Origin of the sequence: Alienimonas californiensis, assembly GCF_007743815.1 — a bacterium.
GTDB classification, from domain to species: domain Bacteria; phylum Planctomycetota; class Planctomycetia; order Planctomycetales; family Planctomycetaceae; genus Alienimonas; species Alienimonas californiensis.
The window spans coordinates 4,121,162-4,136,828 of the sequence record NZ_CP036265.1 but is presented as its reverse complement, the minus strand read 5'-3'; the positions used below and the strand labels follow the sequence as shown (position 1 = coordinate 4,136,828).

General features: G+C 68.5%; 15 protein-coding genes. 4 read left to right on the top strand and 11 right to left on the bottom strand.

Annotation, left to right across the window (positions count from 1 at the left end):
- Positions 1–53: 53 nt before the first annotated feature.
- Together CA12_RS16365 and CA12_RS16360 are read right to left on the bottom strand one after the other, a co-directional pair.
- Complete coding sequence (locus CA12_RS16365; protein WP_207622022.1) at positions 54–1,184, bottom strand: IS5 family transposase; 1,131 nt, start codon at positions 1,182–1,184, stop codon at positions 54–56.
- Positions 1,185–1,294: 110 nt separating this feature from the next.
- Positions 1,295–1,642, bottom strand: coding sequence for a hypothetical protein (locus tag CA12_RS16360; RefSeq protein ID WP_145360098.1), 348 nt, complete (start codon positions 1,640–1,642; stop codon positions 1,295–1,297).
- A gap of 218 nt (positions 1,643–1,860) precedes the next feature.
- Between CA12_RS16360 and CA12_RS16355 the strand changes: the two genes are divergently transcribed.
- Together CA12_RS16355 and CA12_RS16350 are read left to right on the top strand one after the other, a co-directional pair.
- Positions 1,861–2,793, top strand: a complete 933-nt coding sequence (locus tag CA12_RS16355; RefSeq protein WP_145360097.1) for a DUF1559 family PulG-like putative transporter — start codon at positions 1,861–1,863, stop codon at positions 2,791–2,793.
- A complete protein-coding gene (locus CA12_RS16350) occupies positions 2,790–3,644 on the top strand; it encodes a DUF1583 domain-containing protein (RefSeq protein ID WP_145360096.1) in 855 nt (284 codons plus the stop codon). The genes CA12_RS16355 and CA12_RS16350 overlap by 4 nt, the downstream gene beginning before the upstream one ends.
- Before the next feature lie 38 nt (positions 3,645–3,682).
- Here the strand turns inward: CA12_RS16350 and CA12_RS16345 are convergent, their stop codons facing one another.
- The 7 genes from CA12_RS16345 to CA12_RS16315 form a co-directional block, all read right to left on the bottom strand.
- Positions 3,683–5,293, bottom strand: coding sequence for a glycosyltransferase family 2 protein (locus tag CA12_RS16345; RefSeq protein ID WP_145360095.1), 1,611 nt, complete (start codon positions 5,291–5,293; stop codon positions 3,683–3,685).
- Positions 5,287–6,192 carry a glycosyltransferase gene (locus CA12_RS16340; protein WP_145360094.1) on the bottom strand — a complete coding sequence of 302 codons (906 nt, stop codon included), beginning with the start codon at positions 6,190–6,192 and terminating at the stop codon, positions 5,287–5,289. The genes CA12_RS16345 and CA12_RS16340 overlap by 7 nt, the downstream gene beginning before the upstream one ends.
- A complete protein-coding gene (locus tag CA12_RS16335; protein ID WP_145360093.1) occupies positions 6,189–8,309 on the bottom strand; it encodes a hypothetical protein in 2,121 nt (706 codons plus the stop codon). The genes CA12_RS16340 and CA12_RS16335 overlap by 4 nt, the downstream gene beginning before the upstream one ends.
- Complete coding sequence (locus CA12_RS16330; RefSeq protein WP_165700807.1) at positions 8,306–9,115, bottom strand: DUF1583 domain-containing protein; 810 nt, start codon at positions 9,113–9,115, stop codon at positions 8,306–8,308. The genes CA12_RS16335 and CA12_RS16330 overlap by 4 nt, the downstream gene beginning before the upstream one ends.
- Before the next feature lie 1,961 nt (positions 9,116–11,076).
- Positions 11,077–12,150 carry a hypothetical protein gene (locus CA12_RS16325; RefSeq protein ID WP_145360091.1) on the bottom strand — a complete coding sequence of 358 codons (1,074 nt, stop codon included), beginning with the start codon at positions 12,148–12,150 and terminating at the stop codon, positions 11,077–11,079.
- 99 nt (positions 12,151–12,249) lie between these two features.
- Positions 12,250–13,155, bottom strand: coding sequence for a ParB/RepB/Spo0J family partition protein (locus CA12_RS16320; RefSeq protein ID WP_145360090.1), 906 nt, complete (start codon positions 13,153–13,155; stop codon positions 12,250–12,252).
- A gap of 1 nt (position 13,156) precedes the next feature.
- Complete coding sequence (locus CA12_RS16315; protein WP_145360089.1) at positions 13,157–13,648, bottom strand: ParA family protein; 492 nt, start codon at positions 13,646–13,648, stop codon at positions 13,157–13,159.
- Positions 13,649–13,762: 114 nt separating this feature from the next.
- Between CA12_RS16315 and CA12_RS16310 the strand changes: the two genes are divergently transcribed.
- Both CA12_RS16310 and CA12_RS16305 read left to right on the top strand, forming a co-directional pair.
- The gene (locus CA12_RS16310; protein WP_145360088.1) at positions 13,763–14,119 is read left to right on the top strand and encodes a Rossmann-fold NAD(P)-binding domain-containing protein; all 357 of its coding nucleotides are present in this window, start codon (positions 13,763–13,765) and stop codon (positions 14,117–14,119) included.
- A 31-nt stretch (positions 14,120–14,150) separates the two neighbouring features.
- The gene (locus CA12_RS16305; RefSeq protein WP_145360087.1) at positions 14,151–14,435 is read left to right on the top strand and encodes a Rossmann-fold NAD(P)-binding domain-containing protein; all 285 of its coding nucleotides are present in this window, start codon (positions 14,151–14,153) and stop codon (positions 14,433–14,435) included.
- Positions 14,436–14,553: 118 nt separating this feature from the next.
- On the opposite strand, the gene CA12_RS16300 is transcribed toward CA12_RS16305, so the two are convergent.
- Positions 14,554–14,946, bottom strand: a complete 393-nt coding sequence (locus tag CA12_RS16300) for an exonuclease/endonuclease/phosphatase family protein (protein WP_145360086.1) — start codon at positions 14,944–14,946, stop codon at positions 14,554–14,556.
- Positions 14,947–15,125: 179 nt separating this feature from the next.
- Entirely contained in the window at positions 15,126–15,653 is a 528-nt protein-coding gene (locus tag CA12_RS16295) for an exonuclease/endonuclease/phosphatase family protein (RefSeq protein ID WP_145360085.1), read from the bottom strand.
- Positions 15,654–15,667 lie beyond the last annotated feature (14 nt).

Genomic DNA, 15,667 nt, shown 5'->3' with positions numbered 1-15,667 from the left:
GTTCAGAGCGAAACGAAGGTCGTCCGCGGTGGCCGCCGAATTGATCACGTCGATCACGTCGGCCTGAGTTTTTGGATGCGAATCAGGTTGTAGGCCGCCGCGGAGAGCTCCAGCTGTTGCCGGAGTTTCCAGCGGCCGACGTGCCGGCTGCGACCGAGGCCCGCGATCGTCTTGAGCCAGCCGAACCCCTCCTCCACTTTCTTTCGGACCCGCTGCGAGACGGCGTATTCCGCGGTCGCGAGTCTCGCTTTCATTCGCAGACGCGCTTCGATCTTCTCCCGCCGATCGCTGCGGGCGGTCTTCGGGTCCGCCGGCTCGGCGTTGCGCATCGCCACGTGCGGGACGATTCGACGCGATTCAAGCTTCAACAGCAGCGGCCCGCTGTCGTATCCCTTATCCGCTCCGAGCGTCTTGGGCGAGCGGCCGCGCTTCCGCCGATAGCGGTCGAGCAGCTCGATCGTCGCCTCGGATTCGGCCGTGCCGTTGGCTTCGGTCACGGCCGCCTCCATGATCAGACCGTTGCGGTTCTCCGCAAGCGAGTGGCCCAGATGAGCCAGCAGCGCCGGCTTGCCCGGCCCCTTACAGTACAGCCTGGCCTCGGGATCGGTGCGGCTGCGATGCGTGGCGTTGGTTCGCTTCCGGCCGCGGAAGTCTACCTCGGCGTTTCGGCTCTTAAATCCGGCGCCGTCTTGCTCGTTCTGGTCGTCGTCGACCGACCCGACCGACTCAATCGGCCGAAAGCTCTTGGTCGAGGCCATCGACTCGATCATCGTGCCGTCGACGCTGAAGTGATCGTCGCTGCACAGTCCCGCGGCGATCGCCTCGGACACGACGGCCTCGAAGAACGCCGCGGCCAGGCCGTGCTCCTCGAGCCGCGTTCGGTTATGGGTGAACGCGGTGGCGTCGAAGGCGTCCTCGGCCGGGTCCATGTCGAGAAACCAGCGGAACAGCAGATCCGTGTCGATCCGCTCGACCAGTTGCCGCTCGCTGCGAACGGAGTAGATCGCCATGAGCAGCAACGCTTTAAGCAGTCGTTCGGGCGGCACGCCGGGCCGGCCGGTGCGGCTGTAGGCCGCCGAGAACCGCTCGTTCAAGCCGGCCAGGATCGCGTCGACCCGCTTCTTCAGGGGACGCAGCGGGTGATCCGGCCGAATCCGGCTCTCCAGATCGATCGAGAAAAACATCTTCGGCTGGCGGTCGGCTTGTCCACGCATCGCAGCGCCTCGGCTCGGGAACGAGGCCCCGAAGCTAGCGCGAACGAGCCGCCGCCGCGAGCGAGTTTTTCAGCAGCCTGCTAGATCGCGGCGCGTTCCGGCGTAGGCGTCGGCCCTTCCGTCGGCGGTGTGGCCCGGACGCGGTCGATCCTTGACAGTCCAGCCTCGACGAACGCTTGCGCCTCGTCCCGCCGACGCAGCGCCGCGGCCCGCTCATGTCGCCAGCGAACCGTTCGTCCCGTCAAGCGGTCTAGCAGGCCGGCGGATCTGAGTCGCTCCTCCGCCTCCGTCACCGCGTCTTCGGCGTTGTCCATGCCGACGTAACGGGCGAGGATCACGCGGGCGTTCCGCCGCGAGCGGAGGTACTCGCCCCTCTCTCGCTGGCGCTTGTCTTCCTCCTCACGGCGAGGCGGCGGGGGCGGGGTCATGACGTCGGCCTTGCCTCTGAGCGGCGGGATCGCAGGAACTCGAGAATAACAGGTCTTCGTCCGCCTCGGCGAATAGAAAATCTGCATCCGTGTCGTCCTCCGGGCGTCGGCGGCCCGCCCGCCCCACATCGGAAACGGACGATGGTTGACGCCCCTCGCCGGCCCCCGCATGCTGACCGCCACTTGCCATCGTTGCGACTCAAACTCGAACCCGCTCCATGTGCCACGTCCGTCGGCGGTTCGGCTTTTCGATCGTGGAGTTGCTGGTCGTTATCGGCATCGTGTCCCTGCTCTGCGCGCTAATCATGCCGGCCGTGCAGCAGGCCCGTCAGAAGGCTTGGGACGTCGAGTGTCGGAACAATCTGAAGCAGGTCGGACTGGCCTTCCACCAGCACCACGGCGTCTTCGGCAGCCTGCCCAGCAACGGTGGGTACGACCCGGCGCAGGTGGTGCTCGACGCGGACGGCGAGCCGTTCACCCCCACGACGCTGAACACCGAGAACGGCAAGCTGTACCAGTGGGGCGTCGGCGACCCCGACAGCGGCCCGCGGGAGCAGACCGGATCCTGGGCGTACCCGCTGCTGCCGTTTCTCGACCAGCAGAACGCCCACGCTAAGCCTGCCTACGACGCGGTCGTGCCGACGTACGCTTGCCGCGCCCGCCGCGACGCCGCCGCGACGGCCCCGCCGCCGAGCGACGCATTCGGGGAGTACGAGGGCGGCGGGCACCGGTGGGGCCGGACCGACTACACCGGTAACGGCTTTCTCATCTTCAACCGCCCCAAGCTGATGCGATTCGCCAATGTCCGCGACGGGACCAGCAACACGCTGCTCGTCGGGGAGAAGGCGTTCGACCCCTGCGTGCAGTCCGACGGAAGCTTCTTCTGGGACGAGCCTTTTTTTCTGGGAGGTTCGGCCGGCAGCCGTCGGTACGGACTGCGGCTGCTCCCCGACGGGCCGGGGCTCGTCTTCAAGCAGAACTGGGGCAGTCCCCACGCCGGCGGCGTGAACTTCCTGCTGTGCGACGGGAGCGTCCAGCAGGTCCCGTTCACGATCGACTGGCAGGAGTTCGATCGCCTACTGACGCCCGCGAAGGGCCTCGCGATCGAATACGGCACCCCCGACGGCCCGAACGAACCGGAAGATCAATGACCCGCCACGCGACTACGCTCGCCCTCCTCTCGACGGCCCTCCTCTCGACGGCCCTCCTCGCCGGCTGCGGCGATCGCGGTCCGTCGGACGCCGACGCGGAGACCTTCGAGGTCGAATTCGCGTCGGTGCCCGAGTGGGGGCCGGTCGTGTCCCTGAACGGCCACGAGCCGGCGAAGGCGGTCCGGGTCGAGGGCGGCGAGGCGGTGGTGAGCGTCCCGTCCGGCGAGAAAGGCAACCGCGTCGCCGTGGACCTAAAGTTCGGTCTAACCGGCGACTTCTCGACCGAGGGAGCGTTTCGGTCCCTCACGCTCCCGGAGGTGCGGGAGGGGTACGGCAGCGGCGTCGGACTTCAGCTCAACCGCGGGACCGGGCAGTACACGATGCTGTCCCTCGGGCGCGTCCGCATGCCGCATCCCGGGATGAGCAAGGTGCCGGACGTTTGGAAGATCGTCCGCCGAGAGGAGAAGCCGGACGGCTCCCACCATCACGAGCACGTTTTCTTTCCCACGTCGGCCAAGAGCGGTCGCATCAAATTCGTGCGGGAGGGCGGGGTGATCCGCTGCTTGGCGGCGGAAGGGGAGGACGAATCGTTTCGGGAACTGACCGTGATGGAGTTCGGTTCGGAGCCGGTCGAGCGGGTGGCGCTGTCGGTGGACACCGGCGGCTCCATGGACCAGCCGACGGCGGCCACCCTCACGCACCTGTCGGTCACGGCCGACTCGTTGCCGGTCGGCCCCCCGGCCGAGCCGCGGGACACCCGTTTCAGCCCGATGACGATCGCCCTCGCGATCGCCGCAGTCGCGTTCGCGGGGGCGGGAGTCGCAGTTTGGCGGCGGCGTTCCAACGCTTAGCGTCGTCGGCTCGTTTGGCGTCTCATCCCATTGCTCGTCTATTCTCCGCGGGACTCGCGCCGACGCAGGAACAGGACGGAGGGCAGTCCCGCCGCGCAGGCGACGCCAATCTGCGCCGTCCGCAGCAGCAGCAGCGGCAGCACCAAGTCGCCGGGAGACCCGCCGGTCGCCGCCGAGGCGGACAGTCCGGCGGCTTCCTGCACGCCCGCCCCCCCGGGCGTCACCCCCGCCAGCCCGCCGGCCTGATGGGCGGCCGCGGCGATCAGCGATCGGCGCCAGGAACCGCCGGCGTCGCAGGCGGTCAGGGCGCAGAAGAATCCGGCGGTCTGCACCGCGGCGCAGGCGCTCGCGGCGAGCGCGGCCTCCGCCGCCAGCCGGCGGTACGGCCAGGCCCGGCCCAGGATCAGTCTCCGGGCGGCGAGACCGCAGCCCGCCGCCGCCGCGAGTGCCGCGACGGCCGGAAGCGGCGCGACGGCCAGCAAGGCGAGGGCGAGGGCCGCGACGAGAAACCCGACCGAGAACGCCAGCGTCGCTCCCCCGAACACCGCAATCGGCACCCCGCACGCGGCGCGGAGGTAGGCCCCCCGCCCCGCCGCCGCCAGCAGGGGGGGGACGAACGCGGCGGCGAGATTGCCGACCCCCGTCACGGCGACCGCGAGGCCCGGCCGCACCGGCCGATCGGCCGCCCGCGCGACGCACCACAGAAACGCCGCCCGCACGAGAAACGACGCCGTGGCTGCGGCGACCGCCCCGGCGGCCCAGGCCGGATCGACGTCCGCGAGCTCCCCTGTCCGGTCGGAGCGGACGACGTACCAGACGAGCGCCGCCAGCGTCCCGGCGGAGACGATGTACGAGAGTCCGGTGAGTGCTCGCCGGGCGGCCGGACTCCGAGTTCCCAAGCGGGGAACGCCCTCCCCGCCGCAGGCGGCCCGCGTCGCCCCGCCGTCGAACGGCCGCACGCGCCACGCGAGCAACGTCCAAGCGGCCTCTAACCCGTCGCGGAACCGGATCTTCTTGCCCTCCTCGGTCCCGCGGGCGTGGTACGAGACCGGCACCTCCCGCACCCGCAGGCCCGCCCGGGCCGACTTGGCGGTCACCTCCGGGCAGAACTCGAACCGCTCGCAACGGAGGTCCATCGCCCGCAGGACCGCGGTCGGAAACGCCTTATAGCAGGTCGCCTCGTCGGTGATCCGCAGCCCGAACAGCGCCCGCACCAGCAGGTTCAGCAAGCCGACGCAGCGGGCGTGCCACCGGTGCGGGAACTCGTTCCCGCCCATCCGGCGCGAGCCGTAGACGACGTCCGCCTCCCCCGCCAGCAGCGGCTCCAACACCCGCGGCAGGTCCGCCGGGTCGTACTCGAGGTCGGCGTCCTGAACGACGGCGAACTGGCCCCGGGCCGCGTCCAACGCGGTGCGGACCGCCGCCCCCTTGCCCCGGTTCGTCGGGTGCCGCAGCAGCGTCAGCCGGAACTCCGGGTGCGCCGCCGCCCATTCGCGGACCGCCGCGGAGGTGCCGTCGGTGGACGCGTCGTCGACGACGACGGCTTCGACGTCGAGCGGCGCCGCCGCCAGCCGGTCCAGGGACGCCGCAATCCGCGGGCTCTCGTTGAACGCCGGCATCAGCGCGGTCAGCGTGGGCGCGGTCAGCATGACGCGGCGGCGGACCGACGCTCCGGGGTCGCCCGGGGGGCGAGCGGCGGGACCGGCCCCAGGGCGTCGCACGGCGGCGGCGGGTCGCGGTACAGGCAGACGCGGATCAGCCGGGTCACCAAACGCGGGGGCAGCAGCAGCAGGGCCCGGTCCGTCAGGCGGCGGAACCGCGCCTTCGCCCCCCCGTCCGGCCAGTACCGGGCGCGGACGAGGAGCGAGTCGCGGATCATCTTCCGCACCTTGCGAGCCTTCATCTGCTCCGCGTGCAGGCGGTAGTACAGCAGCACTTCAGGATGGTTGGCGAACTTGCCGCCGGAGTGGGCGATCCGGCTCCAGAGGTCGTGGTCCTGCGAGGTGCCCCCCGGGAGCTCGCCGTACCCGCCCAGGTCCCGCACGAAGTCCCGGCGGACCATCACGCTGGGCTGGTGCAGCGGCACGGACCACGCCAGGGCGGCCCGCACGTCCGCGTCCGCGGTCGGGAAGCGGCGGTAGCCGATCAATTCGTCGTCGTCGTCGATGACCGCGAGCTGGCTGCCGGCGGCGACGAGCTCCGGGTCGGCCGCGAACATCGCGACCTGCTCCCGCAGCCGCTCGGGGCGGGCGACGTCGTCGGCGTCCAGCAGTGCCACCAGCGTCCCCCGGGCCAGTTTCAACCCTAGATTCTTCTGGTCCATCAGCGACGTGCGAATCTCGTTCGCGACGTGGCGGACCCGCGGGTCCGCGAACCGGGCCAGCGTCGGGGCCGCCGGCCGGTCCGACGGGTCCTCCACGATCACGAGTTCCCAGTTGTCGAACGTCTGCGCCAGGACGCTGGCCACCGCCCGCTCCAGGTGCCGGGGGTCGGCCCGCCAGACGTTCATTAGCACCGTCACCGCCGGCGGGGGGGCCGAAGAAGTCATCGTCCGGCTCCGTCCGACGTTCCGAATTCCCGCAGTCGCCTCGCCAACGCGGCGCGGTCGACGCAAAACACCTCGTAGTTCCACGCCCGGTCGTAGTAAGAAAAAACCTCCGGGTTCGCCGCGGTCCAGTCGTACGCCCCGTGAAACCGTCCGTTCGTCAGCTCTTCGATCACCACGACGGCGAACAGATCCGCTTCATGGGTAGCCACGTACTCCAGCATCTGCCGCTCCGACAGCAGCTTGGTCGGACGGTACGTCCGGATTTGCCGGGCGGAGCCGAAGAACGGGTAGTAGCGGTAGACGGCCGTCACGACCCGCTCCGGGCGGGGGGTCTCCCCTTCCAGCCGAGAGAACAGCTTTGCGCCGAACATCCGGTCGTAGTGCTCGGCGAAGCCGGCGTGCCACGGTCTGCTCAGGGCATAGGAGCCCGCCCCCGCCGCCAGACAGAGCGCGACGACGGTCGCGGCGACGAACGTCCGCCGCCGCCGGACCAGCTCCGACGCCATCGCCAGGCAGATGGCGAGCAGCACCGCGTTCGCGGCCAGCAGCAGGGTCTCCCATGCCGCCGCCTCGTGATCGAGCAGCCGCCTGACGGCGGGCACGGCGGCGGCCGACGCAAACGCCAGCGTCGGAACCGCCGCGGCGACGCTCCCGATCGCGCGGAGCCGTCCCAGCCGCTGCCCGAGGTCGGACGCCGCGACGGCCAGACCGATCGTCGCCAGCGTCAGCGTGGAGAGGCTGAACCGGACCACCAGATAGGCGGAGTTGACCAGCGTCCCGGCACTGTCGGCGTCCGTCGCGTAGGGGGTGATCGAGAACGCCGCCAGCGCGCCGACCCCGAGCACCGCCGCGGCCAGCCGCTCGCGCCCCCGGCGGGTCGTGCCGGGGGACGGTCGCGGGCGCAGCAGATCCCCGCCCGCGAGCCACAGCGACGTGAGCGGCAGCAGCAGCACTGCCGCGTAGATGAGCGGTCCGCCGTAGCTCTGGACGGCCGCCGTCCACTGCGGCAGCAGGTCGGGGTTGCCGTTGCCCAGCAGCGTGCTCTCCCAAGTATTTTCCCGCATCCCCTGCGGCAGTCCCGTCCCGGGCGCGATCCCCAGCGGATAGACGGGCGTGCCGGTGAGGGCGAAGTTCCGGGCGTACCAGTACCCAGCCAGCGTCGCCGTCCCCGCCGCCGCCCCGCCGGCCAGTCGCAGGGCTGCCGCCCGACCACCGCTCCGCCACGCCAGCGGCAACAGGACGAACCAGGCTGCCGCTGCGTATCCCAGACCGTAATATTTCACGCCGCACAACAGCCCCAACGCCGTGGAGGCGAGGAGCAGATCGCCGCCCCGGAGGCGACGGCAGTACCGCAACCCGTAGACCAACCCGACGACCAGCAGGGTCGCCACGGCAAAGTCGTTTTTGAGGCACGTCAGCTGCTTGAACGCCACGTCCGAGGTGACGATCGCCGCCGCGGCCGCGTGGCGGAGCGGCGGAGCCCCGCCCAGCAATCGCGTCAGTTCCCACGCTCCCGCCGCCATCACGAACATGACGGGCAGGTTGACGAGCTGCGCAAAAAAGTCCCCGGAGAACGGGGCCGTCAGCCAGAGCGCGAGCGCCTCCAGGCCGCTGGCGTTGTACCAGACGGCGTTTGCCTGCGTGCCCAGGGAACCGGCCTGCAACCACGAGTCCACCATCGGCAGGTGGTACATCAGGGTGTCCCAGTCCCGCGGGTACTCCAGCACGCCCTGCCCGAGCGACGCCCCGCCGAGGAGGGCCGCCGCGGCGATCCACAGGATCGTCGCGGCCAGGCCTGTCGGCCGACGCTTACGCGGGAGGCGAGCGAGCGAGGGCGTCAGCGCCGCCGTTGAGACGTGGAGGACGCCGGCCGCGAACGCCACGGAGGACGCGAGGGCGGCGGCCCCGAGCCGGCCGGTCAGTCCGGCCGCGAACGCCCCGGCCGTGACGCATCCCCAGCCCAACACCGTGGCGTGCAGCGCCCGCAGGCGTACGGACTCTCCTGGAAACAGCCGACCGGACGTCCGCCAGAGCGACCACGCCAGCACGGCCGTCAGGGCCGCCCAGATTATCCCGGCCACGGCGTCTCGGTAGAACGCATCGTCGGACACGATCACGCCCTGCCGATGGTACGGGCTCCGCGCCAGCGGTCGATCGCCCCGATCGCGAGTAGGCCCGCCCCCGCCGTGAAGGCGACGGCCCAAATCGTCCAAGTCGACACCCCCTCCTCCGGCGGGAGCCCGTAGGGCAGGCCGTCAGCGAGGACGCTCAGTTCCGTAATCGCGACCTTCGTCCGGTTCGTGCCGCCGCCGGTATCCGCGATCACGCTGATTTCCCGGATCCCGTCGTCGCCGAACGCGAAAGCAGCAACCTCGTGGAACTCGCCGTCGTCGCCCGCCGCGAGACAGCGGATCATCCCGCCCTCCCGCACCAGCTGCAGCCGTCCGGATCTGGCGTCGGTTTTGACGTAGCGGTGGTCGTGCTCCCGTCGTCCGCCCCTCGACGTGCGGTGGACCGCTTTCCAGACGTCGCCCTCCCCCGGGTGCCGCACCCGGCCGAGATATACGATCCGGTCCGCCCCCCCCCGAGGCGTGACTTGGACTCCCACGCCTGACCCATACCCGTCCGACGGCATCCGCACATCACGCAGTTCGAACCCTACCGTGACCTCGAAGTCGCCAACGGCGGCGAACATCGTCCTAATACCAGCCTGAGGGCGGCCGGACCTTGCGGCCGGCAGGTTTACCACCAAGTGCCCCTTATCCTCAGAGATCGCCGTCTCTGCGTTGTCCCCGAGATATCCTAAGGTTCGGCCCTGCGGCCCCGCGTCCGTCAGGTCCGCGGTGAACGAGTCCGGGTCCGCACTGATACTCCGATCAGAGGAGCATCCAGTCACAAAGCATATGGCGGCTGCAAACGCCACACATCGGAGGTTCGCGGATCGCAGATTCATTGAGCCGGTTGCTCAGAGGCGGTCTCGAAGCCATTCGTTGGGTCAGAACCCTGCTCGGCTCCCAAGGCCAGGTAGTAAGCGGAAGCGGGTTGACTAGAACGCACTTCCAGTTTTCAGCGGGGCACCCGCGTTCTTTGCCGTACCGACCGACTGACAGTACCCCGTTCTGGCGGGCAGCGGCATCCTAGCAGAGTCCTCTCCTCGAAGGCATCCCCTGGCCCGGACGGGAGACGGTCGGCCGACTTCGGGAAGACGAGCCCCGCCGCGGCCTCATTCGATAGGTATCGATATGTCTTTCGCTTCGGGATAGTCCGTCCAGAGCCGGAGCACCGCGCTTTCGACTCCGACTCCCCGCTCGAGGGCCGCAGGCCTCACGACGATCCTGTGCATACGAGAAGAGGAGACCGTACCCGGCTCCGCGCTCACATCATAGCCAGGGGGGGCGGAAAGCCTCAGCAGGCGGAACGGTTTGCCATCTAGGCTATAGACGACAGCGTGCCCAGCGCGAGACCCGTCAGCACGATTCGTCAGCCGTAGCGTGTCCGGAACTCGCAGCCCGGATCGCACTCGTCTTTCGATGACACTCGTCTCTGCTGAGGTTGTTTCCCCGCCTGTGCGACTGCCTTCAAACCGTAAGACGAAGTGCGACATCTCGCCCAGAGTGCTGGAGGTTTGCGAGCTCGTCCGATGTTCGTATTCGAACTGCCAGTGGTCTTGCGTGATTCCTTCGCCCCACGCTTCTCGCGTGTGCCCTGTCTGCCGGATTGCTGCTCCCGGGGGGGCATTGGTTACCACGACATCCTCCCACTGCGGGCTGCCCTCGCGGGAATAGCCCCGAACGTCGACCTGCTTCACGGCGGGTTCGTCGCCGCCAGCAGGACTGTGAACGACAATTTGCGACGGCCTGACATCAAAGTCCGGCAGCACTTCTACGACCGCAGCAAGAGCCACCGTCTCTGCCTCGCCGCCCCCGCCTTGAGCGGAGGCTGCCAGCGTCACTTCGCCACGGTGCCTGCCGGGGACAGACCACGCACGCGACGAAACCCGGACATCTAGCACCGCACCGGCCGGCACCACAAGACCTGCGTGAAGGTCTCCAGCCGGCTTGGCGGACACGTCAATGCAGCCGCAGCTGACGCCAGAGATCCGCAGGACCAGCGCCCTGCCCGATTCGTTCGACAGATGAAAAGACTCGCCGGCGGCCTCCAGCCCCCCCTTCCCGCCCGACAGCAGCAGCACATTGACTGTCGAGCCTTCCTCCACGCTTACGAGCGGCCCGTTCTCACGCGAAGAACACCCGGCCCCCAGGAGGAGGAACACGAGAACACGACAGCCCTGCGAAATCACCCGCGCACACACAACTGCCACCCCGCCCCTCAAGGATATGTATTCGTCAGGACACAATCGGGGACACTCTGCGGCTGGGTGAGCAGGCCCCCAGAGTCATGGTATTTGCACCAGCACGACTCTTCAGTCGTATTAGCAGTGACGAGTTCCCGCTTCACACACATGCCAGACCAATACTCCCGCTGCACGGTCGTATATTTAGGCGGCTCCTCCGTCGGCGGCCCTTCGCACTCATCCCAGCATTCCTCGCAGTCCACACACTTCCCAGGAACAGCCTCCGCAAACCCGCCCGAGTCATTACACCCCTCTGTCTGAGCACAGACGTTGGGACCGCCCCAGGTGCAGTCGCTCTCCTCGATAACGGGGCCTTCGCCCGAATGAGCCCCCTTGCATTCACGATTGATACTACCGGGTGGACTCGCTAGCACCGCGAGCCCACCGCACACCAGCATGAACGCCGCAGCTGCACCGTACCCGCCCACGGCATTCTTCCACGACTTCGTATGCACTTGACACCTCTCTGGTTAGCGGACGCCACGATATCTGGAGCATACTCGCGACTCGTAGCATTGCAAGCCTCGCTTCTACATGGCTGCCCCCCTCCTTTTGATCCACAGGATCACGGAGAGCAGCCCCGCCGCCAGTGTCAGCAAGGCAGCAATCCATACCCAGTCGCGAGTTCCGCCTACGGGTAGGCGATCGCCTCTGTCGTTGATCGCAGGCAGGCCTCCCGGCGGCTCTAGAGTTTCCGCATTTGCGACTGCTTCTCGAGCAGTAAACACCTTCCCGCTCCGGGTACCCCGACGGTCGACAACAATGTCACCGCTCGCCACCGGAACGGCGAATGCCTCCGTCGGCGGACTCATGTTAAACTCTGCGTCTAGGATTTTATACGCTCTGACGCGGTTCGCGTTACCGTCCGAGTCGTATCCAACCCAGATCGTTAGCTCCGGCATACTGACGCCGCCAGGCCACTCGAGGTAGTCGATCTGCCTGAAGTCCTCGCTCACGCGCCCTTCACGGTACATCGTATAGCCCGTGAAGTGATACGTTTCCGGATCGAACAGAAACGTTGTTGTGTAGGGGCCTGTGTTCTGTTCCGGCGGAACGGCCGCAATGACGTCTCCTAGCACCGTTTTTTTAGCCGCCAGTCCCATCCGTCCACTCGTCAGCTGTCCGTCTGCCTCTTCGTAAAGTAGGGATCGGAACGTCTCCATCGACCGAAGTTCGAGGGAGCCGCCGGTGGGTTCTATCTCGACCTGGCGTCTTTGCTCGCCCTTAAACGCCTTTCTGGACCGGATCCTCGTCAGCCCGTCGTCCACGGCCTTGGCCCCGCCCTCGCTACTTTCGGCCCTGCGGCTCCCTTCCATGACGAACTCCCCGTCGAAGCACACATACAGTTTCCCGTCCGCTCGTCTCACCTCGTCGACCAGCTTTTGCAGGTCGCCGCCCACCGCATCGAAGGCATCCCAGAACTCCTCCCGCCCGAGTGGTCTCATTGCCTGAGGTTCCACCATGCAATGCCGGAAACCGATTCTGGCAGAGTACACCTCCGCACCTCGAAGGTTTTCCGCAACCCTCACAATCTCCTTCGCCCACCGCCCTGCTTCGTCATCGTTCAGAAACGTAACGCTGACAATGATAAGCAGAGTAGACATCGGTCGAACATCGCATGACCCCGGGGGGGGGGAGTCTACTGCCCCCCCCCGCGGCCCGCCAGATCGTGCGGGACTGTTTCCGGCAGTTCTTTCTGGATACTACGCCGCGGTCGCTCGCCGCTTCTCCAGATCCGCTTCGAGTTCCTCTGCCCAAGCCTTGAGCGTCGCGATCAGATCAGCCGTCGTGATCCGGCCGGTCTTGCTCGCCTGCACGACCAGTCCGTCCTTGGTGAACCGCCGCGTCGACTTCTGCTTGGCCGGCTTGTCGCCGCCCTTCTTCCGCTTCACCTCCGCGGCCACCGCGTCGATCGTGCCGCCGTCCAGGTAGCGGTCCACGTAGGCCCGCCGCTCCTCGTCGGTCTTCAGCTTCAGCACCTCGCGGAACAGGCTCTTGGGGATCACCCCCTCGGCGACGCGTTCCTGCACGTCCTCCGGCAGCGTCAGCAGCCGCAGGCTCCGCTGCACCGTCGTGTAGTCCAGGCTCAGCTCCGCGGCCATCTCCTTGGCCGAGCAGCCCCGGCCGTCGATCAGCTTGCGGTAGGCCTTCGCCTCCTCGATCGGGTTCAGGTCCTGCCGGACGATGTTCTCGATCAGCTGCAACTCGTGCGCGTCGTCGGCGGCGATCTCGCCCTCCTGGATCACGCACTCCAGCTTCTCGATCCCGGCGATCTGGCAGGCCCGGAACCGCCGCTCGCCGACGATCAGCACGTACTTGCCGCGGCCCTCGTCCCAGCGGACGCGGACGGGCTGGAGCTGCCCCTGGGTCTGGATCGAGTGGGCCAGCTTGGCCAGTTCCTCCGGGTCGAAGTCCTCGCGGACCTGGGCGTCGGCGACGATCTCAGTCAGCGGGATCTTGGCGGCGTTCCGCAGCCGCTCCTGGCCCTCGACCCGGCCGGGGCCGGCGGGCTTAGCGAAGGCGGCGGAGTCGGGGGTCGACTCGGGCCGGACGCGGAAATCGGCGTCCAGATCGGCGCCGGCGAAGGAGGCGTATTTTCCGTTGCTCATGTCAGGCCGCCTTTCGGGCTTGGGCTTGGCGTTCGATGCGAACCAAAACTTCATCGCAGAACTCGCGGGTCAATTTGTCGGCGGCGGAGTTCGGGGCGTACTCGGCCACGGACTTCCGCAGCCCCTGCGCCTCGGCGAACGCCGTCAGATTGGTCAGCACCGTGTTCAGCACGCGGTCCCCGTGGATCGCCCGCAGCCGCTCCTCGTTGGCCTCGTGGTAGGTGCTGATCGTCTTGCGGAGGTTCACCACGTAGCCGAGGAATCGCAGCTTGCGGTTGGCGGCCTGGGCGGTCGCCAGCGTGCGGTCCACGCCGGCGATCGCCTGGGCGCTGAACGTCTCCGGGACGATCGGAACCAGCACGTGCTCGGCCGCCATCAGGCAGCTCCACGTCGGCAGGTTCGAGACGTCCGGCGGGCTGTCGAGCACGACGTAATCGAAGTCCGGGGCGACCTCCCGCACGAACTCCGCCAGCGCGTGGCCGACGTCGCCCATCGTCTGGGGGTTTGGACAGTTGGGCTCCCTGAGGTAAAGCCCACCGCGGGCGAGTATGGAAGGGCCACGCCTTCGTACGACTCTCGCGGATCGCCATCCCGCCCGAAACGAAGGATGACGATCTTCGTGATCGGTGCCCCGGTGCCCCCGGCGGCCAGGTTGTCGACCGGCTGGTCGATCGCCGCGGGACGGTTCTCGCCGGCACCCGAAACCCCGACCGGGCCGATGCTCTCCGCAAGAAAGTCGCGGAGGTGCGACTACGACGATCCTGCGGCGATGCGAACGACATCCAAGGGAATTGACGTGCTGATGCTGATACCCAGCCTCACCGGGGTAAAGCCACGCATCCGGCAGCACGCCGATACGCTGGCGGCGCAGGACACCGAGGTGAACCGCGTCGTGCCGGCCAGTTTTATGGCAGCGGAGCCGGACTCCCCGTTTCAACGTCGCCCAGTTCCTGCTTTACGCTGAAACGAATCTCCGGCTGTCCGGGCTGGACTGGATGATCACCCGCGGCGGCCTGTACCTCGACCCGGTCGCGGATTGGATCCCCGACCTGATCCGCATCGGGAAGCTCCCGTACCCGGTGCGGCATGGCTGGGTCTCCTATATTAGCCGGGACGACCTCGCCCGCGCCTTCGCGGCGATTTTCACGGGCGACGGCCACCTCGAACGGCTGTACAAGCTGATGCGCTCTCGGGCCGTCAGCATGGAGGGACTCGACGCGGCGGTCTCACGCAGCATGGGAGCGGAGATTTTCTCCGAGGCCGTCTCGGAAGATGGTTAAGTCGAACTCTTGCGAGGCGGCGGAGAGCCGGAGGAGCTGATCCAAGCCTTGCTGTCAGCGTCAACGTCTCGAGGGTCGGTTCGATCGGTGCACGCGCCGGCGAGGGCCGCGTTCGGGTTTAAGGGGCCCGCTCCGCCCAGACCGGGTAGCGATCGCTGCCGAACGTGTCGCGGCCCCGGCTCGCCTCCCCGAAGCGCTCGGCTTCCGCCCCGCCGACGTAGAGCACGTCAATGGCGCCGACGCCGGGGTACGGGAACACGCCGTCTCCGCGGGTGTCGCAGTAGGTATTGCCCATCTCCCGCGTGAGGCTCCGCAGCCGCAGGCCGTCCACCAGCCCGCCGGCGAGCAGGGCGTGGGTGTCGTCGTAGCCGTCGGTCCGGTCGTCGGCCGGATCGGTCCCGCTCTTGGCCAGATCGGTCTCGCCCACGTTGAAGTCCCCGCCCACCACGGCGGTCAGGTTCGGGTTCTCTCCCAGCCGCTCCGCGACGTGTCGGGCCATCGCGGCGGCCACCAGCTCGCGTTTGCGAGCGTTGTCGCGGTCCCTGTCGCCCTCGGCGCCGCTGGACGACTCAGGTGCGTCACCACCGCCGTCAGCCCTAAGGCGGGCACGTCCGCGGCGAGGAACCCGCGGCCGACGCCCATGTCCGCGATCCCGTCCAGATCGACCCGTTCCAGCCGGCGCTCCTCTGGCTAGCCGGGCCGGGCGCCGCCCTCAGGGCCGCGGTCGAACACCACCGCGTTCGTCAGCGGGAAGCGGGAGAGGATCGCCAGCTCGAAGCTGCTGTACTGGGCAAGGTCGTTCGGGTTGAAGTCGCTGACGACGACGTGCTCCGGCCCGGTCGGCAGGCCCAGCGCTTCGGCGACCGTCCGGGCGACCTCCAGGGAGGTGATCTCGTCCAGTAGCAGCACGTCCGGCCGCACGTCGGCGGCGAGGGCGGCGAGGGCGGCGAAGTCGTCGGAGCGGGCCTGGGCGTCGGCGACGGAGAACAGGGGGCCGCTGTTCCAGGTCGCCACCACCACGTCGTCGTCGGCCGCCGGGACCGCTTCGCCGGGCGTCGGATTCGCCTCCGTCGGCCTCGGCAGCGGGTCCGCCGGGAGCGGGTCGGCCGGCCGCGTCTCGGCGGGCGACGGGGCGGGGACCGGTTCGGGCTCCAGGTCCGGCGAGCAGCCGAAGGCGAGGCAAAGTAATGCGAGCGGCAAGGCAGTGCGGGCGGTCATGCTGGCAGGGTCGT